General features: G+C 72.8%; 24 protein-coding genes and 1 pseudogene. 15 read left to right on the forward strand and 10 right to left on the reverse strand.

Going from position 1 to position 21,085, the window contains the following annotated elements:
- Positions 1-110 precede the first annotated feature (110 nt).
- Both E5082_RS16965 and E5082_RS16970 read left to right on the forward strand, forming a co-directional pair.
- The gene (locus E5082_RS16965; RefSeq protein WP_135792069.1) at positions 111-473 is read left to right on the forward strand and encodes a DsrE family protein; all 363 of its coding nucleotides are present in this window, start codon (positions 111-113) and stop codon (positions 471-473) included.
- Positions 474-481: 8 nt separating this feature from the next.
- Positions 482-874: pseudogene (locus E5082_RS16970) on the forward strand (VOC family protein).
- A 158-nt stretch (positions 875-1,032) separates the two neighbouring features.
- On the opposite strand, the gene E5082_RS16975 reads toward E5082_RS16970, so the two are convergent.
- The 8 genes from E5082_RS16975 to E5082_RS17005 all read right to left on the reverse strand — a co-directional run bounded on the left by E5082_RS16975 (position 1,033) and on the right by E5082_RS17005 (position 6,153).
- Entirely contained in the window at positions 1,033-1,296 is a 264-nt protein-coding gene (locus tag E5082_RS16975; protein ID WP_086694124.1) for a DUF3099 domain-containing protein, read from the reverse strand.
- Between the two features lie 98 nt (positions 1,297-1,394).
- The gene (locus E5082_RS16980) at positions 1,395-1,682 is read right to left on the reverse strand and encodes a DUF1416 domain-containing protein (protein ID WP_031183962.1); all 288 of its coding nucleotides are present in this window, start codon (positions 1,680-1,682) and stop codon (positions 1,395-1,397) included.
- 55 nt (positions 1,683-1,737) lie between these two features.
- Positions 1,738-2,583, reverse strand: a complete 846-nt coding sequence (locus E5082_RS16985) for a sulfurtransferase (protein ID WP_135792070.1) — start codon at positions 2,581-2,583, stop codon at positions 1,738-1,740.
- Positions 2,584-2,711: 128 nt separating this feature from the next.
- Complete coding sequence (locus tag E5082_RS33700; protein WP_350751515.1) at positions 2,712-2,792, reverse strand: Ms5788A family Cys-rich leader peptide; 81 nt, start codon at positions 2,790-2,792, stop codon at positions 2,712-2,714.
- 230 nt (positions 2,793-3,022) lie between these two features.
- Positions 3,023-3,760, reverse strand: a complete 738-nt coding sequence (locus tag E5082_RS16990) for an LmeA family phospholipid-binding protein (protein WP_135792071.1) — start codon at positions 3,758-3,760, stop codon at positions 3,023-3,025.
- 183 nt (positions 3,761-3,943) lie between these two features.
- A complete protein-coding gene (locus E5082_RS16995) occupies positions 3,944-4,993 on the reverse strand; it encodes a hypothetical protein (protein WP_135792072.1) in 1,050 nt (349 codons plus the stop codon).
- Positions 4,994-4,997: 4 nt separating this feature from the next.
- The gene (locus tag E5082_RS17000) at positions 4,998-5,252 is read right to left on the reverse strand and encodes a MoaD/ThiS family protein (protein ID WP_086694121.1); all 255 of its coding nucleotides are present in this window, start codon (positions 5,250-5,252) and stop codon (positions 4,998-5,000) included.
- Positions 5,253-5,310: 58 nt separating this feature from the next.
- Positions 5,311-6,153 (reverse strand): alpha/beta hydrolase, encoded by an 843-nt coding sequence (locus E5082_RS17005; protein ID WP_135792073.1) that lies wholly within the window; start codon positions 6,151-6,153, stop codon positions 5,311-5,313.
- A gap of 111 nt (positions 6,154-6,264) precedes the next feature.
- Between E5082_RS17005 and E5082_RS17010 the strand changes: the two genes are divergently transcribed.
- The 6 genes from E5082_RS17010 to E5082_RS17035 all read left to right on the forward strand — a co-directional run bounded on the left by E5082_RS17010 (position 6,265) and on the right by E5082_RS17035 (position 11,887).
- Positions 6,265-7,059 (forward strand): winged helix-turn-helix transcriptional regulator, encoded by a 795-nt coding sequence (locus tag E5082_RS17010; protein ID WP_135792074.1) that lies wholly within the window; start codon positions 6,265-6,267, stop codon positions 7,057-7,059.
- A gap of 107 nt (positions 7,060-7,166) precedes the next feature.
- Positions 7,167-8,192 carry a LacI family DNA-binding transcriptional regulator gene (locus tag E5082_RS17015; RefSeq protein ID WP_135792075.1) on the forward strand — a complete coding sequence of 342 codons (1,026 nt, stop codon included), beginning with the start codon at positions 7,167-7,169 and terminating at the stop codon, positions 8,190-8,192.
- Between the two features lie 101 nt (positions 8,193-8,293).
- Positions 8,294-9,328 (forward strand): S1C family serine protease, encoded by a 1,035-nt coding sequence (locus E5082_RS17020; RefSeq protein ID WP_135792076.1) that lies wholly within the window; start codon positions 8,294-8,296, stop codon positions 9,326-9,328.
- Between the two features lie 49 nt (positions 9,329-9,377).
- Positions 9,378-9,611: a hypothetical protein gene (locus tag E5082_RS17025; RefSeq protein ID WP_135792077.1), complete on the forward strand. Its 234-nt coding sequence runs from the start codon at positions 9,378-9,380 to the stop codon at positions 9,609-9,611.
- 90 nt (positions 9,612-9,701) lie between these two features.
- The gene (locus tag E5082_RS17030) at positions 9,702-10,436 is read left to right on the forward strand and encodes a response regulator transcription factor (RefSeq protein WP_135792078.1); all 735 of its coding nucleotides are present in this window, start codon (positions 9,702-9,704) and stop codon (positions 10,434-10,436) included.
- A gap of 8 nt (positions 10,437-10,444) precedes the next feature.
- Positions 10,445-11,887, forward strand: a complete 1,443-nt coding sequence (locus E5082_RS17035) for a sensor histidine kinase (protein WP_229918931.1) — start codon at positions 10,445-10,447, stop codon at positions 11,885-11,887.
- Positions 11,888-11,895: 8 nt separating this feature from the next.
- Here the strand turns inward: E5082_RS17035 and E5082_RS17040 are convergent, their stop codons facing one another.
- Positions 11,896-13,515 carry an ABC-F family ATP-binding cassette domain-containing protein gene (locus E5082_RS17040; protein WP_135792080.1) on the reverse strand — a complete coding sequence of 540 codons (1,620 nt, stop codon included), beginning with the start codon at positions 13,513-13,515 and terminating at the stop codon, positions 11,896-11,898.
- Between the two features lie 89 nt (positions 13,516-13,604).
- On the opposite strand from E5082_RS17040, the gene mshD reads away from it, so the two are divergent.
- The 7 genes from mshD (at position 13,605) to E5082_RS17075 (ending at position 20,811) form a co-directional block, all read left to right on the forward strand.
- Complete coding sequence (gene mshD, locus E5082_RS17045; protein WP_135792081.1) at positions 13,605-14,531, forward strand: mycothiol synthase; 927 nt, start codon at positions 13,605-13,607, stop codon at positions 14,529-14,531.
- Positions 14,532-14,635: 104 nt separating this feature from the next.
- Positions 14,636-15,022, forward strand: a complete 387-nt coding sequence (locus E5082_RS17050) for a GntR family transcriptional regulator (protein ID WP_135792082.1) — start codon at positions 14,636-14,638, stop codon at positions 15,020-15,022.
- On the forward strand, positions 15,019-15,903 hold the full coding sequence (locus E5082_RS17055) for an ABC transporter ATP-binding protein (RefSeq protein WP_135792083.1): 885 nt from the start codon (positions 15,019-15,021) through the stop codon (positions 15,901-15,903). Before E5082_RS17050 ends, E5082_RS17055 begins: the two co-directional genes overlap by 4 nt.
- Positions 15,900-16,874 carry an ABC transporter permease gene (locus E5082_RS17060; RefSeq protein ID WP_135792084.1) on the forward strand — a complete coding sequence of 325 codons (975 nt, stop codon included), beginning with the start codon at positions 15,900-15,902 and terminating at the stop codon, positions 16,872-16,874. The genes E5082_RS17055 and E5082_RS17060 overlap by 4 nt, the downstream gene beginning before the upstream one ends.
- Positions 16,875-17,090: 216 nt before the next feature.
- A complete protein-coding gene (locus tag E5082_RS17065) occupies positions 17,091-19,343 on the forward strand; it encodes an RNA degradosome polyphosphate kinase (protein ID WP_135792085.1) in 2,253 nt (750 codons plus the stop codon).
- Positions 19,324-20,364 (forward strand): CHAD domain-containing protein, encoded by a 1,041-nt coding sequence (locus E5082_RS17070; RefSeq protein ID WP_373310075.1) that lies wholly within the window; start codon positions 19,324-19,326, stop codon positions 20,362-20,364. The genes E5082_RS17065 and E5082_RS17070 overlap by 20 nt, the downstream gene beginning before the upstream one ends.
- 15 nt (positions 20,365-20,379) lie before the next feature.
- Positions 20,380-20,811, forward strand: a complete 432-nt coding sequence (locus E5082_RS17075) for an NUDIX hydrolase (RefSeq protein ID WP_135792087.1) — start codon at positions 20,380-20,382, stop codon at positions 20,809-20,811.
- A gap of 26 nt (positions 20,812-20,837) precedes the next feature.
- On the opposite strand, the gene E5082_RS32400 is transcribed toward E5082_RS17075, so the two are convergent.
- Positions 20,838-21,002: a hypothetical protein gene (locus E5082_RS32400; RefSeq protein ID WP_167513627.1), complete on the reverse strand. Its 165-nt coding sequence runs from the start codon at positions 21,000-21,002 to the stop codon at positions 20,838-20,840.
- Positions 21,003-21,085: the final 83 nt, after the last annotated feature.

Genomic DNA, 21,085 nt, shown 5'->3' on the forward strand with positions numbered 1-21,085 from the left:
TGAACGTACGACAGAGCCGCGCCCAGCTTACGCGGCCGGGGTCGGAGTCTCCTGGCGAGGTCCGGCTGCGGACGCCGGGAGCCGCGCGGGGCCCGCATTACGATCGCCGCATGGCGAACAAGCTCGTGATCAAGGTGACCTCCGGGGCCGATGCGCCGGAGCGGTGTTCTCAGGCGTTCACCGTGGCGGCGGTGGCCGTGGCGAGTGGGGTGGAGGTGTCGGTGTGGCTGACCGGGGAGTCGGCGTGGTTCGCGCTGCCGGGGCGGGCGGCGGAGTTCGAGCTGCCGCACGCGGCGCCGTTGCAGGACCTGCTGGAGTCGGTGCTCTCGGCGGGGCGGGTCACGCTGTGCACGCAGTGCGCGGTGCGGCGGGACATCGGTGAGGCGGACGTCATCGAGGGCGTACGGATCGCCGGGGCGCAGGTCTTCGTGCAGGAGGTCATGGCGGACGGCACGCAGGCCCTCGTCTACTGATCATCCGCCTGCCGGAATCGGCGCACGCTGAGGCTCGGGACCATCGTGAGGCCGCCGACGTGCGGCGGGCCGCGGAGTTCTGGCGGCGGGCTCTGGGGTACGTCCCGCGCGACGGCGCGGTGGACGAGGGCTGGACCGTGCTGATTCCGGCCGAAGGGCAGGGGCCCCTCATCGCCCTCGGCCGGAGCACCTCGCCGGTGGGGGATAAGCCCCGCGTGCACCTGGATCTGTACGTCGAGGACCGGGCGGAGCGGGAGGCCGAGGCGGCCCGGCTGACCGGTCTGGGCGCCGAGCGCGTCGCGTGAGAGCTGTACCCCGCCGACCCCGACTTCGCGGTGCTCGCCGACCCCGAGGGCAACCGCTTCTGCGTGATCGGCGCCGGCCACCCCCCAACCCCCTAGGGTCTTTCGTTTGGATCAGGCCGGATCAGGGAGCGGGGTCTGGTGCCGTGCATCGCAAGGCGGAGGAGGGCGACATGGCGGAGCCATGGCAACCGACGACAACGCCGCGAGGCGCGGTGCCAGACCCCGCGAGCCCGGCAAGATCCAAACGAGAGGCCCTAGGGGCGCGGGCGCTTCTTGCCGTCCAGCTCGTCCCACCAGTCGTCGGACTCGGGGTCCCCGGAAGGGGCGTCCCACCACCGGTCCTCCGGCCCGCGCCGGTTCGCGACCATCGCGGCCACCGGCGGGATCACCATGGCGAACAGGCACATCCCGACCGCCGCGGGGACGGACCAGATCCGGACCACCGCCCAGGCGAGGACGAAGAGGACGACGCAGACCCCCATCATCACGAAGTACCAGCGACGCCGCCGTGCGTACATGAGTCCAGAGTAGGGCCGGACAGCCGGAAGGGCCGCGCCCCAGGTGTCCAACCCGGTGGGCGCGGCCCCTGCCCCGGCCGCGAGCGTCCGCGTACGTCTCAGACGGCGATGGCGACCTCGGCCAGACCGCCCGGCTGGGCGACGACCGTGCGGTCGGCGGTGCCGCCGGGCACCAGGGCGCGTACGGTCCACGTGCCCTCGGCCGCGTAGAAGCGGAACTGCCCCGTGGCGGAGGTGGGGACCTCCGCGGTGAACTCGCCCGTCGAGTCCAGCAGGCGGACATAGCCCGTCACCGGCTCGCCGTCCCGCGTCACCTGCCCCTGGATGGTGGTCTCACCGGGCTTGATCGTCGAGGCGTCCGGGCCGCCGGCCTTCGCTCCACACATGGCTTTCTCCGTAAGGGGTCTGACCAGAAGGTCGGTCGGGGTTTGCTTGCTTGACTTACTTGGCTGCGCCCAGCTCGATCGGCACGCCGACCAGCGAGCCGTACTCGGTCCAGGAACCGTCGTAGTTCTTGACGTTCTCCACGCCCAGCAGCTCGTGCAGCACGAACCAGGTGAGCGCCGAGCGCTCGCCGATGCGGCAGTAGGCGATGGTGTCCTTGGCGAGGTCGACGCCCTCCGCCGCGTACAGCTCCTTCAGCTCCTCGTCGGACTTCAAGGTGCCGTCGTCGTTGGCGTTCTTCGACCACGGGATGTTGCGGGCGCTCGGCACGTGGCCGGGGCGCTGGGACTGCTCCTGCGGGAGGTGGGCCGGGGCGAGCAGCTTGCCGGAGAACTCGTCGGGCGAGCGCACGTCGACCAGGTTCTGGTTGCCGATCGCGGCCACCACGTCGTCGCGGAAGGCGCGGATCGCGGTGTTCTGCGGCTTGGCCTTGTAGTCGGTCTTCGGCCGCTCGGGCACCTCGTCACCGGGGACCAGCTCGCGGGCGTCCAGCTCCCACTTCTTGCGGCCGCCGTCGAGGAGCTTGACGTTGTCGTGGCCGTACAGCTTGAAGTACCAGTACGCGTAGGACGCGAACCAGTTGTTGTTGCCGCCGTAGAGGACGACCAGGGTGTCGTTGCCGATGCCCTTCTCCGACAGGAGCTTCTCGAAGCCCTCCTGGTCGATGAAGTCACGGCGGACCGGGTCCTGGAGGTCCTTGGTCCAGTCGACGCGGATCGCGTTGCGGATGTGGTTCTTCTCGTAGGCGGACGTGTCCTCGTCCACCTCCACGAGGGCGATGGTCGGGTCGTCGAGGTGCTCCTGCACCCAGTCGGCGTCGACCAGGACGTCGCTGCGGCTCATGCTTTTTCTCCTCCGGGGCAGTCACGGTGGCGTGCGGTGAGAGGGGTGCGCGCGCATACGGGTGCGGCGGCGCACGAATGCCCTTCCAGCAGGGCGGCATGGAGATGCGGGAGTGCGGTGACTTCCGCTCAGAAGGGGCGACAGAGCATGGCGGCAACGCGGCACAGGTCCACTGCCCGCCGCTTCGTGAGATCCGCCTGTCGCTTCATGCCGTCGATCGTAAGGAGATCCGGGCGCACGTGTCACCGGCGTGTCGAATGATGAGACGCCATCGTCCGGATATTGGACGCAGCCGAGGCGTCCGGCAACAGGAGAAGCGCCCCGGCGCCCGGCTTCCGGGCCTGAGGGCGCTCCTCCCGGTCTTCACGTCCGCCGCACATCTGCGGTACGGACACCGCGTCTCGTCACTCGGACGGATGTACGACGCTCCGGCGGGGTCCTACCCGGCCAGCTTCAGGTCCGAACCCGTCACGCCGATCCGCACCCCGTCCGCCGTGGCCCGCACGCTGCTCACCGCGATGCCGCCCGGCAACTTGTCCAGGGCCTGCTGGAAGTCGGTGATCTGGCGGAAGGTGCCGTCCGCCAGGTTGGCGCCCGCGATGACCGGCAGCGCGTCCGCGTGCACCGAGACCTTGCCGCCCTTGACGTCGAGGGAACTGAGCACCGGAATGGTCCGCTGGATGCCGAGCGCCGGGATGCCGAGCTTCACCGAGACCTTGATCTTGCCGTCGCCGCCGTCGCCGAGGCCGGTGATCCGGGCGGTGATGCCGGGCGCCAGCTCGGTCGGCTCGGTCTTGGCGGCCTGCATGAGCTGGTCGTAGGCGATGGTCGCGGAACCGGTGCCTGTCCTGGCGGTGGCCGAGGAGTAGTCGCCGGAGAACTTCACGTCCTTCACGTCGGCCTTGAGGTCGTCGATACGGATCGTGCGGCCTTCGGTGCCGGTGGGCACCGGATACGACGGGATGCCCAGCTCCACCTCGTCCAGCGAGCCGGAGGCCACCTGGGTGAGGAACGGGAAGCCCTTGATGTCCACGTCCGGCGTCGAGGCGAGGTTCTCCCGCGCCCTCACCCGGTCCGCGACCTCGCCCTCGGCGAAGTGCACCGCCACGCGGTCCGCGATCACGAAGAGCCCGCCGAGGATCACGACGAGGATCAGAAGTATTCGCAGGGCCCGCATGTTCTCCCCAAAGGTCGGCGGCTCGGTTCCGGCGCCGCCACCGTAGCCCCGCCGGAGCCGCTCGGACGGAAATTGTGGATCACCTGTGACGGGCCCACGCCGTACTGCGGCTTTTCCCGCGTTTACCCCCGGCGGGTTCAGGAAACCCCGGCCGGAAATCGCTCCCGGCCGGGGCGGGGCCGGTCAGCCGAAGACGCGGCCCAGGAGCCAGACCGCCGGGGCGGCCGCGGCGAGGGGGAGGGCCACGCCCGCGGTGAAGTGGACGAAGCGGGAGGGGTAGTCGTAAGCAGCGACTCGGTGGCCGATGAGGGCGCAGACCGCCGCGCCCGCGCCGAGGGCCGCGCCCTGCGAGCCGAGGTCGGTCAGGCCGCCGACGGCGAAGCCGGCGCCCGCCCCCACCAGGAGGGCGAAGACGACCGACACCGGGGTGGGCATGGGCAGCGCGCGGGCCAGGACGGCGACCGCGACGGCCGCCGCGCCGACCGACACCGCGGCCGGGGCGGCGCCCAGGTAGCCGGTGGCGAGGATGGCGAGCGCCGAGGAGGCGACCGTGGCCATCAGGCCGTACATCCGCTCGTCCGGCGAGGCGTGCGAGCGGAGCTGGAGGACCAGGGCCAGCAGGACCCAGATGCCGAGCGGGCCGAGGATCGCCACCGGCGCCTGCTCGCGGCCCGCCGCCAGCACGGCCACGTCGGCGACCAGGCCGCCGAGGAAGGCCAGCGCGATGCCCTGCCGGGCGGGCCACATGCCGTTCAGCCGGAACCAGCCGGCCGCCGTCACGGCCTGGAGCAGCACCAGCGGCACCACCAGGGCGTACGAGCCGAGCGGCGCCGCCACCGCGAGCAGGGAGCCGAGCAGCGCGGTGAGCGCGGCGGGCTGGATGCCGGGCTCGATGACCGGCGAACGGCCCTCGAGCCGGGCCCGCTGCGCGTCGGTGATCCGGGCGTTCCCGGCGAGGGTGGCGGGACCGAAGGCGGGCTCGGGCTCCGGCACCGGCGCGGGGGCCTGCTGGTACGGCTGCTCGGCCACCGGCACCCGCGCGTGGTTCTGGGTGTCCCAGGTCTGCCCCTGCCACTGCTGGGCCGCGCCCTGCTGGGCCCCGTAGGGCTCGGCGTAGGGGTTCGGGAACTGCGGCTGCTCCGGTTGGGGGGCCCAGTTGCCGGGGGTCCGCTGCTGCCCGTAGGGGTCGTACCCCGAGTACGGGCCGCCCTCGTACGACTGCTGGTCGCTCAACGCCTCATCCTCCTGCGAACGGCGGGAGCACCTCGACCGTGCCGCCCTCGGCCAGCCGTACCGTCTCATGCGCGCGGGTCCCGACGGGAGCGCCGTCGACGAGGAACGCGCACCTGCGCAGCACGCGGGTGAGTTCGCCGGGGTGCCGTTCACGCACGCAGGCCAGCGCCTCGGCGAGCGTCGCGGCGTCGTACGGTTCGTCGGCGGTGCCGGCCGCGGCCTTGGCGGCGGCCCAGTAGCGCACCGTGACCTTGGGCATCTCGTTCCTCATCGGACAGCGGAAACAACAAATACAAATAAAGACGGTGCCGCCAAGGCTAGTCCGTCCCCCGCCCGGTGCGCGCCCGCGCCCAGCGGCCGATCCGGGCCAGCAGCTCCTCCCCGGCCGCGTTCTCCGCGTGGCCCATCCCCGGCTCCAGCCAGAGTTCGCCCGCCTCCCCGGCCGCGTCCGCGAGCATCCGGGGGTGGTCGAGCGGGAAGTAGCCGTCGCTGTCGCCGTGCACCACCAGCAGCGGGACCGGCGCCAGCCGGGCGGCCGCCTCCACCGGGGAGAGCGGCACGGGGTCCCAGTCGCGGTGGTGGATGCGGGTGCGGAAGCCGTACCGGCCGACCAGCCGGCCCGAGGGGCGGGTGACCAGCCAGTGCAGCCGGCGCATCGGCGCGGTGCCCCGGTAGTACCAGCGGGCGGGCGAGCTGACCGAGACCACCGCGTCGACCGTGCCGGGGTTCAGCGCCGCGTGCCGCAGCACCACCGAGCCGCCCATGGAGAAGCCGACGGTCACCACGCGCGCGTGCCCGAAGCCGCGCGCCCAGTCCACGGCGGCCGTCAGGTCCAGGACCTCCCGGTCGCCCACCGTGGAGCGCCCGCCGGAGGCGCCGTGGCCCCGGAAGGAGAAGGTCACCACCGCCCCGTACGCGGCCAGCGCGCGGGCCACCCGGCGCACGTGCGGCCGGTCCACGTCCCCCGTGAAGCCGTGGGCGACCACGAAGACCACCCCGGCCGGGCCCGTTTCGTATACGGCGGGTCCGGGATCGTATACGGAATCGACGGCGATTCCGTCGGCCGTACGCAGAAAAGTCCGGACACCGGGGCCTTGACCCGTCTCGGAGTTCGGACGAATGGTGGAACGTGTCGCATGACCCGCCGGACCGTTGCTCATGTGGGCTATTCTGCTGGGCAGAGGACTCGGGCAGTGAAGCCCCCGAGTCCTTTTGTGCTTTCGGTACCGCACCGGAGGCGTCCTCGCAGGGACCGAGGAGGAACCAGACGTATGAGTTCGCTGCTGCTCCTGACCAACGCCCTCCAGCCGTCGACGGAGGTGCTTCCCGCTCTCGGCCTGCTGCTGCACAACGTGCGGGTCGCCCCGGCGGAGGGTCCCGCACTCGTCGACACCCCCGGTGCCGACGTCATCCTCGTCGACGGCCGCCGGGACCTCCCGCAGGTGCGCAGCCTGTGTCAGCTGCTGCGCTCCACCGGGCCGGGCTGTCCGCTCGTCCTGGTGGTCACCGAGGGCGGGCTCGCCGCCGTCACCGCCGACTGGGGCATCGACGACGTCCTGCTGGACACCGCGGGCCCGGCCGAGGTCGAGGCCCGGCTCCGGCTCGCGATGGGCCGCCAGCAGCTCGTCACCGACGACTCCCCCATGGAGATCCGCAACGGCGACCTCTCCGTGGACGAGGCCACCTACTCCGCGAAACTCAAGGGCCGGGTGCTCGACCTGACCTTCAAGGAGTTCGAGCTGCTGAAGTACCTGGCCCAGCACCCCGGCCGCGTCTTCACCCGCGCCCAGCTCCTCCAGGAGGTCTGGGGCTACGACTACTTCGGCGGCACCCGCACCGTGGACGTGCACGTACGGCGGCTGCGGGCCAAGCTCGGCCCGGAGCACGAGTCGCTGATCGGCACCGTCCGCAATGTGGGATACCGCTTCGTCACCCCGGAGAAGCCCGACCGGGCCGCCGAGGAGGCCCGTGCCGAGGCCCGGCGGGCCGCGTCCGGGCGGGCAAAGGCGGCGGAAGGGGACGCCTCCACCCTCCGCGAGGACAGCGGAGTCGCGGCGGACGCTTAAAGCCGCCGCCGCCGGGGTAGTGCCAGGGCACCCCCGGCTGCCTCCGGCCCGCGGTCCACGCCACGAATGCCCTGCCCAGAGCGGGTCAATCCGCGTAGACTCCGCGCGTGGCGAAGGTGACTCGGGATGATGTGGCACGGCTGGCGGGGACCTCCACCGCCGTGGTCAGCTATGTCATCAACAACGGACCCCGGCCGGTCGCCCCGGCCACGCGCGAGCGTGTCCTCGCGGCCATCCAGGAGCTGGGGTACCGCCCGGACCGGGTGGCCCAGGCGATGGCCTCGCGCCGTACCGACCTGATAGGTCTGATCATCCCGGACGCCCGCCAGCCCTTCTTCGGGGAGATGGCGCACGCGGTCGAACAGGCCGCCTCCGAGCGCGGGAAGATGGTCCTGGTCGGGAACACCGACTACATCGCCGAGCGCGAGGTTCACTATCTGCGGGCCTTCCTCGGCATGCGGGTCTCCGGTCTCATCCTCGTCTCGCACGCGCTGAACGACCAGGCCGCCGCCGAGATCGAGGCGTGGGACGCCCGCGTGGTGCTGCTGCACGAGCGCCCGGAGGCCATCGACGACGTCGCCGTCACCACCGACGACCTCGGCGGCGCCCAGCTCGCCGTCCGCCACCTGCTGGAGCACGGGTACGAGTACGTGGCCTGCATGGGCGGCACCGCCGACACCCCGGCCGTGGGCGACCCGGTCTCCGACCACGTCCAGGGCTGGCGCCGGGCGATGTCCGAGGCGGGCCTGTCCACCGAGGGCCGCCTCTTCGAGGCCGCGTACAACCGTTACGACGCCTACAAGGCGGCGCTGGAGATCCTGGCCGGACCGCACAGACCGCCCGCGATCTTCTGCTCCACCGACGACCAGGCCATCGGCGTGCTCCGGGCAGCCCGCGAGCTGCGGCTGGACGTGCCGGGCGAGCTGGCGGTGGCCGGGTTCGACGACATCAAGGAGGCGGCGCTCGCCGACCCGCCGCTGACCACGGTGGCCTCCGACCGTCCGGCGATGGCCCGCGCGGCGGTCGACCTGGTCCTGGACGACGGTCTGCGCGTGGCGGGCTCCCGCCGGGAGCGGCTGAAGACCTTCCCGTCCCGCCTCCAGGTCCGCGCCAGCTGCGGCTGCGGTAGCTGAAACCGCAGGTCAGCGGGGTCTCATAGGAACCGAAGGCGGTTCTGCCGGGCTTCTCAGCCGGGCCTCACGAAGCTCTCATGGTCGCGGGACATGCTCCTCGTATGACCGAGAGCACGCGCCGCAGCGGCGGCCACGAGGACGAGCACCCCGAGGGAACTCCCGCACAGCCGTACGCGGCCTTTCCCACGGCCGGTGCGCACCCCGAGTGGCCGCCCCCGCCGGCCCACGCCCCCACCGCGGGGCCGGGGGCCGGGCACCGGCGCCAGCGTCCCGGTGGTCCGGTCACGCTGCTCGCGGCGGTCGCGCTGGTCGCGGCCGCGGTCGGCGGAGGCACCGCCTACGCCTTCCAGCAGCTCACCGGGCACGGCACCACCGCCACCGACACGGCCACCCCGGTGGTCGCGGCCGGCAAGAAGGGAGACGTGGCGAACATCGCCTCGGCGCTCACCCCGAGTGTGGTCGAGGTCAACGCGACCCTCGCGAACGGCTCGTCCACCGGCTCCGGCGTGATCGTCAGCGGCCAGGGCGAGATCGTCACCAACAACCACGTCGTCTCCGGTGCCTCCTCGGTGAAGGTGCGCACCAGCGACGGCACCAGCCGCACCGCCCGCGTGGTCGGCACCGACAGCTCCAAGGACCTGGCGCTGCTGAAGGTGGAGGGCGCCTCGGGGCTCAAGGCGGCGCCGCTCGGCACCTCTTCGGGCGTCAAGGTCGGTGACACGGTCGTGGCGATCGGCTCCCCCGAGGGGCTGACCTCCACCGTGACCAGCGGCATCGTCTCCGCGCTCGACCGGGACGTGACCGTCTCCACCGACGAGAGCCAGGGCGGACAGGGACAGGACGGCGGCGAGCAGTGGCCGTTCCAGTTCGGCGGCCGCCAGTTCAACGGCGACACCGGCTCCGCCACCACCACCTACAAGGCCATCCAGACCGACGCCTCACTCAACCCCGGCAACTCCGGCGGCGCCCTCATCGACGCCTCCGGCCGGGTGATCGGGATCAACTCCGCCATGTACTCCTCGGGTTCCCGGGCTTCCTCGTCCTCGGGCGCGGGCAGCATCGGACTCGGCTTCGCCATCCCCGTCGACACCGTCAAGGCCGACCTGGCGAAGCTCCGGGCGGGTTCCACGAGCTGACAGCACGTACCCGAGCACCACCGCAGTACCGAGCAGCAGGGAGAACGTCATGATCAAGCGCGTCTCGCACCAGGCCCCTGTCTCCGGACCGGCGAACGTCGCCGTCGCCCTCGAGGTGGCGCACGAGCTGCACACCCCCGACCCCAGCCCCCGCCTGCCCGAGCTGCCCAGCCCCGCGCCCCAGCTCATGGGTCTGCGCACCTCCGCCGCCCGCCCGCACCGCCGCAAGGTGCCGCTGAACCGCCTCACCGCCCTGACCCGGCTCACCCCGGCCGGGGTGTGACCCCCGGGCCTCGGACGCGGCGGAGCCGAAACGTGCGAGGCTGAGAACCGCCCGTCCACGCCCCACCGCACCCACGAGGTACCGCCAGCGATGAGCCCCGCCGAAGGCGACCGTGACCCCCAGCGCATCCTGATCGTCGACGACGAACCGGCCGTACGCGAGGCCCTCGAACGCAGCCTCGCCTTCGAGGGGTACGACACCCGGGTCGCCGTCGACGGAGCGGACGCCCTGGAGCAGGCCGGGGACTACCGGCCCGACCTGGTCGTGCTGGACATCCAGATGCCCCGGATGGACGGCCTGACCGCCGCCCGCCGCATCCGGAACACCGGGGACACCACCCCCATCCTGATGCTGACGGCCCGGGACACGGTCGGGGACCGGGTCACCGGCCTGGACGCCGGGGCCGACGACTATCTGGTCAAGCCCTTCGAGCTGGACGAGCTGTTCGCCCGCATCAGGGCCCTGCTGCGGCGCAGCTCGTACGCGGGAAGCGTGTCCGCCGAGGCCCGCGAGGACGAGGCGCTCACCTTCGGCGACCTGCGGATGGACCTCGCCACCCGCGAGGTACGGCGGGGCGAGCGGCCGGTGGAGCTGACCCGTACGGAGTTCACCCTGCTGGAGATGTTCATGGCGCACCCGCGCCAGGTGCTCACCCGTGAGCAGATCCTCAAGGCGGTGTGGGGCTTCGACTTCGAGCCCTCCTCCAACTCCCTCGACGTGTACGTGATGTACCTGCGCCGCAAGACCGAGGCGGGCGGCGAGCCCCGGCTCGTGCACACCGTCCGGGGCGTCGGGTACGTCCTGCGGCAGGGCGGCGCCGAGTGAGAAGGCTGATGCGGCACTACCGGGCGCTGCCGATCCGGGCGAGGCTCGCGATGCTGGTCGCGGCGGCCGTCGCCTTCGCGGTGGCCGCGGTCTCGGTGACCTGCTGGTTCATCGTGCAGGGCAAGCTCTACGCCGAGATGGACGAGCGGCTGCAGAGCCTCGGCCGCCCGCTCAGCCCCGACCAGGTGACCACGCTGCTGCTGACCTGTCCGCAGTCACCCGGCGCGGACGAGGGGCCGCCCTCGTTCCTCTACCTCCAGATCGTCACCGCCCAGGGCAAGACCTGCGTCACCCCGTTCTCCGAGGGCACGGTGAAGACCACCCCCGCGGACGTGGCCGCCGCCCGGCACGCCACCCTCGGCCGGCGCACCCTGCGCGACGGCGTCGACTCCAAGGGCGACGACGTACGGGTCATGACCAACGCCGTTCCGGTCGGCGGGGCACCAGGGGCGCAGCCGTACCCGGAGGTCGCCGTGATGGTGGCCCTCTCACTGAAGGACACCCAGCGCACCCTGAGCGACCTGGCGCTGATCCTGCTGCTCGTCTCCGGGATCGGGGTGGTGGGCGCGGGCGTGGCCGGGCTCGCGGTGGCGCGGGCCGGGCTGCGGCCGGTGGACAAGCTGACCGAGGCGGTCGAGCACGTGGCCCGCACCGAGGACCTGGCCGTCCGCATCCCGGTGGCCGACGACAGCGACGACGAGGTGGCCCGGCTCTCCCGGTCCTTCAACTCGATGACGACCGCGCTGGCCGGGTCCCGGGACCTCCAGCAGCAGTTGATCGCGGACGCCGGGCACGAGCTGCGCACCCCGCTCACCTCGCTGCGCACCAACATCGAGCTGCTGACCCGCAGCGAGGAGACCGGCCGCCCGATCCCGGCCGCCGACCGCAAGGCACTGCTGGCCTCGGTGAAGGCACAGATGACCGAACTGGCCGCGCTGATCGGTGACTTGCAGGAGCTGTCCCGCGCCGAGGGGCAGCGCGGGGAGCGGGTCCAGGTGTTCTCCTTCCAGGAGACCGTCGAGGAGGCGCTGCGCCGGGCCCGGCTGCGCGGACCGGAGCTGACGATCACGGCCGGCCTGGAGCCCTGGTTCGTCCGGGCGGAGCCCTCCGCGCTGGAGCGGGCGGTGGTCAACATCCTGGACAACGCGGTGAAGTTCAGCCCCGAGGGCGGCAAGGTCGAGGTCCGGTTGACCGACGGCGTGCTGACCGTACGGGACCACGGTCCGGGCATCCCGGCCGATGAGCTCCCGTACGTCTTCGACCGGTTCTGGCGCTCCCCCAGCGCCCGCGCGCTGCCCGGCTCGGGACTCGGCCTGTCCATCGTGGCCCGTACGGTCCAGCAGGCGGGCGGCGAGGTCACGCTCGACCGCGCCCCGGACGGCGGCACGGTCGCCACCGTCCGCCTGCCGGGCGCGCCGACGCCCCCTCCGCAGACGCACGAGGAGGGCTAGGGCAGGCGCTAGCGGGCGCGCTCCACCCGGCGTTCGTCCCACACCGGTTCCGGGGTCTCACGGACCTGGCCGTCGGAGCCGAAGACCAGGAAGCGGTCGAAGGAGCGGGCGAACCAGCGGTCGTGGGTGACGGCCAGCACGGTCCCCTCGTAAGCCTCCAGGGCCTCCTGGAGGGCCTCGGCGCTCTCCAGGTCGAGGTTGTCGGTGGGCTCGTCCAGCAGCAGGGCGGTGGTGCCGGCGAGTTCCAGCAGCAGGATCTGGAGCCGGGCCTGCTGGCCGCCGGAGAGCCGCTCGAAGTTCTGCTCGGCCTGTCGGTCCAGGCCATAGCGGCGCAGGATCGACATGGCCGGGCCGCGTGCCTGGGAGTGCTCGGACCACAGAATGTCCAGCAGGGTGCGGCCGACCAGCTCGGGGTGGGCGTGGGTCTGCGCGAAGTGACCCGGCACCACCCGCGCGCCGAGCTTCCACAGCCCGGTGTGCGTGATGTCCGCCCCGGCCAGCAGACGCAGGAAGTGGGACTTGCCGGAGCCGTTGGAGCCGAGGACCGCGACCCGCTCGCCGTAGAAGACCTCCAGGTCGAACGGTTTCATCAGCCCGGTCAGCTCCAGCGCCTCGCAGGTGATCGCGCGCACGCCGGTACGGCCGCCGCGCAGCCGCATCCGGATGTCCTGCTCCTTGGGCGGCTCGGGGGGCGGCCCGGCCTCCTCGAACTTGCGCAGCCGGGTCTGCGCGGCCGCGTACCGCGAGGCCATCTCGTGGCTGACCGAGGCCGCCTGCTGGAGGGTGACCACCAGCTTCTTGAGCTGGGCGTGCTTCTCCGCCCACCGCCTGCGCAGCTCCTCGAAGCGGGCGAAGCGCTCGCGGCGGGCGTCGTGGTAGGTGGCGAAGCCGCCGCCGTGCACCCAGACGTCGGCGCCGCCCTCGGCGGGCTCCACGCTGACGATCCGCTCGGCACAGCGGGCGAGCAGTTCCCGGTCGTGCGAGATGAACAGCACGGTCTTGCGGGTGGCCCGGATCTGCTCCTCCAGCCAGCGCTTGCCGGGCACGTCCAGGTAGTTGTCCGGCTCGTCCAGCAGCAGCACCTCGTCGTGGCCCCGGAAGAAGTACTCCAGCACCAGCCGCTTCTGCTCACCGCCGGAGAGGGTGTTCACCTGGCGCCACTGGGCCTGGTCGTAGGGGATGCCGAGGGCGGCCGTGGTGCACATGTCCCACAGGGTCTCCGTCTCGTACCCCTGGGCCTCGGCCCAGTCGGAGAGGGCCTGGGCGTACGCCATCTGCGCGGCCTCGTCGTCCACGGTCATGATCGCGTGCTCGGCCTCGTCGACCGCCTTCGCGGCCGTGCGGATGCGCTTGGGGGCGACGGAGACGAGGAGGTCGCGGACGGTCGACTCGTCCCGGACGCCCCCGACGAACTGGGGCATCACCCCGAGGCCGCCGCTGACGCTCACCTTGCCGCCGTGCGCGTCGAGTTCGCCCGCGATGATCCTGAGCAGCGTCGTCTTGCCCGCGCCGTTCGGGCCGACCAGCGCGACGGCCGAGCCCTCGCCGACGCGGAACGACACATCACCGAGCAGCGCCCGCCCGTCCGGCAGGTAGTACTCGAGATGCGCGACGTCCAGATGTCCCATGGCCCGCATTCTCCCCGCTCGACCCCGCCGGACGGAAACGGATTCCGCGCGCACCCGGCGCCGGCCGCGCGCGCCGTACCCTCGTACGCATGAGCAGCGACGACTTCGTACGGTCCTTCCCCGCCCGCTCCATCGAGACGCACGCCGCACTCACGCCGGGTCAGGCCGAGGCCGTGCTCGCACTCCTCGCCGAGTCCGCCCGCGCGGACGGACAGCAGCCGGTGTCCGAGCAGGGCCGGCTGCAACTGCGCGGCGGCGCCCGGCCGGGCGTCTCCCATCTGCTGCTGCACGCCGGGGACGAACTGGTCGGCTATGCCCAGCTGGAGGACACCGACCCGGTGGAGGCCCCCGCCGCCGAGCTGGTCGTGCGGCCCTCCCACCGGGGACGCGGGCACGGACGGGCGCTCGGTACCGCCCTGCTGGCCGCCTCCGGCAAGCGGCTGCGGGTCTGGGCGCACGGCGGCCACCCGGCGGCCCGGCACCTCGCGCAGGTGCTCGGCCTGACCCTGTTCCGCGAACTGCGTCAGATGCGAAGGCCGTTGACCGGCCTGGAGCTGCCCGACCCGGTGCTGCCCCGGGGCGTGACGGTACGGGCCTTCGAGCCGGGCCGGGACGAGGAGGCGTGGCTCGAGGTCAACGCGGCGGCGTTCGCCCACCACCCGGAGCAGGGGTCGCTGACCCGGCGCGACCTGGACGACCGGGAGAGCGAGGCGTGGTTCGACCCGGCGGGGTTCTTCCTGGCCGAGCAGGACGGCGAGCTGGTCGGCTTCCACTGGACCAAGGCGCACGCCGAGGAGGGGCTCGGCGAGGTGTACGTGGTCGGCGTGCGCCCCGGGCGCCAGGGCGGCGGCCTCGGCAAGGCGCTCACCACGATCGGCCTGCGCCACCTGGCCGGGCGCGGCCTGCCCACCGCGATGCTCTACGTCGACGCGGACAACAAGGCGGCGGTGTCGGTGTACGAGCGACTGGGCTTCACCACCCACGAGACGGACCTGATGTACCGCACGGAGACGTGAACCCTCCCTGACATGCGATGAGTTGAGGGGCGTCCGGGCTTGACGGGCGCCCCTCTTCTGCACCACCCTTCCACTACTCAATTAGTGAAAGGGTGGTTCAGCGCATGGTCGAATACCGCATCGACCGGCACAGCGGGGTCGCCACCTACGTCCAGATCGTCCAGCAGACCAAACAGGCCCTCCGCCTCGGACTGCTGCGCCCCGGCGACCAACTGCCCACCGCCCGCGAGGTCGTGGAGGCCACCGCCATCAACCCCAACACCGTCCTGAAGGCGTACCGCGAGCTGGAGCGGGAGGGGCTGGTGGAGGCGCGGCGCGGGATGGGCACCTTCGTCCGCCGCACGCTCGGCGCCGCCCCGGCCGACTCCCCGCTGCGGGGCGAGCTGGAGGAGTGGGCGGGGCGGGCGGTCGCGGCCGGATGGGACCGGGACGACATGGCGGCCCTCTTCACGGCCGTCCTCGACAAGAGCTTCCAGGGAGAGCGTTCATGAGCGACACCGCGATCGAGGCCACCGGCCTCGGCAGACGGTACGGACGGCGCGGCGCCTGGGCGCTGCGCGACTGCGCGTTCCGGCTGCCCGCCGGGCGCGTGTGTGCCGTGGTGGGCCCCAACGGGGCGGGAAAGAGCACCCTGTTCGCCCTCGCCGCGGGTCTCATGGCGCCCACCGAGGGCGAGTTGCGGGTCCTGGGCACCTCTCCGGCCGACGCCCGGCCCCGCGTGGGCTACGTCGCGCAGGCCAAGCCGCTGTATCCGCAGCTCACTGTCGCGGAGACGCTGCGCATGGGCGCCGACCTCAACCCCGGCCGCTGGGACGCGGCCGGCGCGGAGCGGATCGTCGCCGGCGGCGACCTCGACCCCGGTACCCGGATACGGTCCCTCTCCGGCGGCCAGCGCACCCGCGTCGCGCTCGCCCTCGCGCTGGGCAAGCGGCCCGAACTGCTGCTGCTGGACGAGCCGATGGCCGACCTCGACCCGCTCGCCCGGCACGATCTGATGGGCGTGCTGATGGGCACAGCCGCCGAGCACGGCACCACCATCGCGATGTCCTCCCATGTCGTCGCCGAGGTGGAGGAGTCCTGCGACCACCTGCTGCTCATCGGCTCCGGCCGGGTGCGGCTGGCCGGGGACATCGACGACCTGCTCGCGGCCCACCTCCGTGTCGCCGGTTCCGCCGAGACCGACGGTCTGACCGGGCACACGGTGGTCGAGTCCCGTACCACCGGGCGCCAGCTCTCCGCGCTGATCCGGCCGGCGGGGCCGGTGTCGGGCGACTGGCGCACCGAGGCGCCCACCCTGGAGGACCTGGTCCTCGCCCACCTGCGGAGCCCGGGAGCGCCCGCGCTCACCTTGACCGAGGAGTACGCCGCGTGAGCACCCTTTCCGTCACAGCAGCCCCCGCACATCCGCGTCAGGCCCGCTGGACGTTTCTTCTGCACCGGTGGGCGCTGGCCGTCTGGGTCACCCTGGTGGTGGCGATCAGTGGGCTGCTGCTGTGGGCGGCGGGCCCCCTCGCGGACGAGTCGGACCGCGCCTGGCACCGGCTGGACGCGTGCCGTCGGCTCAGCAGGTGCGTCGTCGACACGGGCTCGTACTCCACCACGTACACGTTCCTGACCTACGCCATGATCCTCCTGCCGTTCGTCGTGGCCGCGTGGGCGGGCGCCACGCTGACCGCGCGGGAGCTGGAGTCGGGCACGGCGCTGATGGCCTGGACCCAGAGCGTCAGTCCGGTGCGCTGGCTGGCGGTCCGGCTGACGCTGCCCGCGGTGGTGCTCACGGTGGGCGCGAGCCTGCTGGTGGCCCTGCACCGGTTCGCGTGGGAGGCGCCCGAGGAGCGCACGGGCAACCGCCCCACGTGGTGGGTACCCTTCACCTTCCATGCCAACGGCCCCACGATCGTCACCGCCTGCCTGACCGCCCTCGCCGTGGGTACGCTGACCGGCCTGCTGGTCCGCCGCACCCTGCCCGCCCTCGGCGTCAGTGTGGCCGCCTCGGTGCTGCTGCTCGGCGGCGCCCACTGGCTCATGCCCCACCTCCGGACGTCCGTGACCGAGGTGGGACCGTTCCAGGACGGCTACCCCGACCTTTACACCGGCGTCGAGCTCTCCCACGGCCTGGTCACCCGCACCGGAGCGCACATCCCCACCCCGGAGTGCCAGGCGACCAGCATGGACGTCTGCCGGCGGATCTATGAGCAGCGCGGCGGCACCGGGTTCTACACCACCTTCCACCCCGCCTCCCACTTCTGGCCGCTCCAGCTCACCACCAGCGCCCTGCTGCTGGTCGTGACCGCGCTGCTCACCGCCGCCTCCTTCGTGGTGCTGCGCCGCCGTACCGGCTGACCGACGGGGGCGGTCCCTGGGGGCCGCCCCCCGATTTCCCGGACGTCATGTGCCCGTAACCCTTGATTCAGAACCGCTTGCGACCCTCGGGCGATGGAACCCGTGGCCCCCCACTTTCAGCCGCGGCCCGAGGGGGCCGGGGGTGGCGCGTCCGTTCCCGCGGATCACTTGAAAACAGACGCTGCCGTAACGCCCCTGGCGCGGAAGAATGGGTTCATGAGTCAGCGAGAAGCCCAGGTACCGGCCCACCCGTCCCCCGACGCCACCCTGCGGCCGCAGCCCCCCGTGGGCTCGATCGCCGCCCACCGGCCGCACACGGTCGCGGCGGCCGTCTCCGACCTGGAACCCGATCTCGACGCCGACCTCGACGTGTACGAGGAGCGGGCCACGGACGGCGCCCCGCTGCCCCAGGGCCGCTTCCTGGACCGGGAGCGCAGCTGGCTCGCCTTCAACGAGCGCGTGCTGGAGCTGGCCGAGGACCCCACCACCCCGCTGCTGGAGCGTGCCAACTTCCTCGCGATCTTCGCCAGCAACCTGGACGAGTTCTTCATGGTCCGGGTGGCCGGTCTGAAGCGGCGTATCGCCACCGGGGTCGCCACCCGCTCCGCCTCCGGGCTCCAGCCCCGCGAGGTGCTGGAGATGATCTGGGCCCGCTCGCGCGAGCTGATGGCGCGGCACGCCGCCTGCTACCACGAGGACGTCGCCCCCGCGCTCGCGGAGGAGGGCATCCACCTGGTCCGCTGGAGCGAGCTGACCGACAAGGAGCAGGCCCGCCTGTTCACCCTGTTCCGGCACCAGATCTTCCCGGTGCTGACCCCGCTCGCCGTGGACCCCGCGCACCCCTTCCCCTACATCTCCGGCCTCTCGCTGAACCTGGCCGTCGTCGTGCGGAACCCGGTCAGCGGCCACAAGCACTTCGCGCGGGTGAAGGTGCCTCCGCTGCTGTCCCGCTTCCTGGAGAGCAGCCCCGGCCGTTTCGTCCCGCTGGAGGACGTGATCGGGGCGCACCTGGAGGAGCTGTTCCCCGGCATGGAGGTGCTGGAGCACCATGCCTTCCGGCTCACCCGCAACGAGGACCTGGAGGTCGAGGAGGACGACGCGGAGAACCTGCTCCAGGCGCTGGAGAAGGAACTCATGCGGCGCCGCTTCGGGCCCCCGGTGCGCCTGGAGGTCGAGGAGGACATCGACCGGGAGGTGCTGGACCTCCTGGTGCGCGAGCTGAAGATCTCCGAGGCCGAGGTCTACCCGCTGCCCGGCCCGCTCGACCTCACCGGTCTCTTCCGCATCCACGGCCTGGACCGCCCGGAGCTGAAGTACCGCAAGTTCGTCGCGGGCACCCACCGGGACCTCGCCGAGGTGGAGTCCGCCTCCGCGCCGGACATCTTCGCCGCGCTGCGCCAGCGGGACGTGCTGCTGCACCACCCGTACGACTCCTTCTCCACCTCGGTGCAGGCGTTCCTGGAGCAGGCCGCGCAGGACCCCGACGTGCTGGCGATCAAGCAGACGCTGTACCGCACCTCCGGCGACTCGCCGATAGTGGACGCGCTGATCGACGCGGCCGAGTCCGGCAAGCAGGTCCTCGTCCTGGTCGAGATCAAGGCCCGCTTCGACGAGCACGCCAACATCAAGTGGGCGCGCAAGCTGGAGGAGGCGGGCTGCCACGTCGTCTACGGCCTGGTCGGGCTGAAGACGCACTGCAAGCTGTCGCTCGTGGTCCGCCAGGAGGGCGAGACCCTGCGCCGCTACTGCCACGTCGGTACCGGCAACTACCACCCGAAGACGGCCCGGCTGTACGAGGACCTCGGGCTGCTCACCGCCGACCCGCAGGTCGGCGCGGACCTCTCCGACCTCTTCAACCGGCTCTCCGGCTACTCCCGCCGCGAGACCTACCGCCGGCTGCTGGTCGCCCCCAAGTCCCTGCGCGACGGCCTCATATCGCGCATCGACAAGGAGATCCAGCACCACCGCGCGGGCCGCCCGGCCTTCGTCAAGATCAAGGTCAACTCCATGGTCGACGAGGCCGTCATCGACGCCTGCTACCGGGCCTCCCAGGCGGGCGTACCGGTCGACATCTGGGTGCGCGGCATCTGCGCGGTACGGCCCGGTGTCGAGGGACTCTCGGAGAACATCCGGGTCCGCTCGATCCTCGGCCGGTTCCTGGAGCACTCCCGCGTGTTCGCCTTCGGCAACGGCGGCGAGCCCGAAGTCTGGTTCGGCAGCGCCGACATGATGCACCGCAACCTCGACCGCCGGATCGAGGCGCTGGTCCGGGTGACCGACCCCGGCCACCGGGCGTCCCTCAACCGCTTGCTGGACACCGGCATGTCCGACACCACCGCCTCCTGGCACCTGGGCCCCGACGGCGAGTGGACCCGGCACGCGGTGGACGCCGACGGAAACCCCCTGCGCAACATACAGGAGATGCTCATTGACGCCCGGAGGCGCCGGCGTGGCACCACGACACCCTGACCGTCCCCACCCGGAGACCGTCCCGGCGGGGGCCGTCCCCGCCGGGAAGGACCCCGCCGGGGACGACCTCGCCGCGTATCTGAGGGCGCAGGCGACGGAGTTCCTGCGCGCGCTGCGGGCCCAGCGGGAGCACGGGAACGGGGCCGGGGCCGAGGGCGCCGCCGACGCGGGGCGGGCGCTGCGCCGCTCCGCCCGCCGGATCAGCGCCGCCCTGCACACCTTCCGGACCCTGCTCGACCCCGCCTGGGCCGACTCGATGCGGCCCGAACTTGCCTGGGTGTCGGGCACCTTGGCCCTGGAACACGCACAAGAGGCCCGGCTGGACCGCCTGTTGCTCGCACTGCACCGGCTCTCCGGATCAACTCCGGCGCCGGTACGGGCGGTGGTGCACGCGGGTGCCCCGGCACCGGCCGCCGAGCGGGGCAGTCTCACCGTGGGCGCCGCCAAGGCGGGGGCGCTGCTGGAACGCCGGCTCACCCTGGCGCGGACGCGTGCCCACTCCGCCGCGCTGGAGGCGCTGGGCTCCGCCCGCTTCCACGCCGTCGCCGACCGGGTCGCCCTGCTGGCCAGCGACGTGCCGCTGGCGCCGGGCGCCGCGACCGCCGGCCTGGGGCCGCTGGCCGCCGCCGCCGAGGACCGCCTCGCCGGTGCCGTCTCCGTGCTGCCCCTGGTCACCGCCGGGGACCCCTACAACGCGCAGGCCCTGGTCCACGGCCTCTCCCCCGACCCCGCCCCGCACCCCCAGGACGGCCCCTGGCACCAGGTCCGGCTCCTGCTCCGCCTGCACCGCTACGCCCGCGAGATCCCGCGCACCGCCCCCGCCGACCCCCGCCTCCGCCCCGCCGCCGAGGCCCTCACCCGCCACCGCGACGCCGCCGAAGCCGCCGCCGAAGCCGCCCAGGCCGCCCGCACCCCGCGGATCGCCCCCGCCACCGCCTACGCCCTCGGCGTCCTCCACGCCGACCAGCGCCACGAGGTCGAAGCCGCGAGATTCGCCTTCCAGCAGACCTGGCAGTCCTGACCCCGAGGAGCCCCCGTGCCCACCGGCCCCCACGCGCTCCCCAAGCTCATCCGTGCCGCCGGCTGTGTGCTCTGGCGCCGGGCCCCCGGCACCGGTGCCCTGGAGGTGTGCCTCGTGCACCGGCCCCGGTACGACGACTGGTCGCATCCCAAGGGCAAGCTCAAGCGCGGGGAGTCCGCGGAGGCGGCGGCCGTGCGGGAGGTCGGGGAGGAGACGGGGTTCGCGGCCGAGCTGGGGGCCGAGCTGCCGACGCTGCGGTATCCGGTGGACGGGCGCCCCAAGCAGGTGCGGTACTGGGCCGCCGAGGCCGTCTCCGGGGCGTTCGTACCCAACTCCGAGGTCGACCAGGTGGTGTGGCTGGCGCCCGCCGAGGCGCGTACCAGGATCAGCCACCCCCGCGACCGCGACCTGCTCGACGCCCTCACCCACCGGCTCGAACACCACTGAAAGCGCGGGCAAAAAGACCGCGGCGCTCACGCTCCCCCGAGGTGCCCCTCCGCGTCCGTCCGCGCCTGGCTGCGCGCCCGCCGGGCCGGACCCCGCCAGCCGCAACTGCACCGCGCCACGCAGAAGCGCCCCTGCTCGGTCGTCTCCGTACGGTGTTCCCGCGCCCCCTCGGGGCCCTCCTCAGACGCCACGGCGCCACGCTACCGGCCGCGCCCTGGGGCGTTCGCGCGCCCCCTCCCGCCTCCTCGGGGGCCGGTCGGCGCGTGACGGCACT

Source organism: Streptomyces griseoluteus, assembly GCF_004784465.1.
Classification (GTDB): Bacteria; Actinomycetota; Actinomycetes; order Streptomycetales; family Streptomycetaceae; genus Streptomyces; species Streptomyces griseoluteus.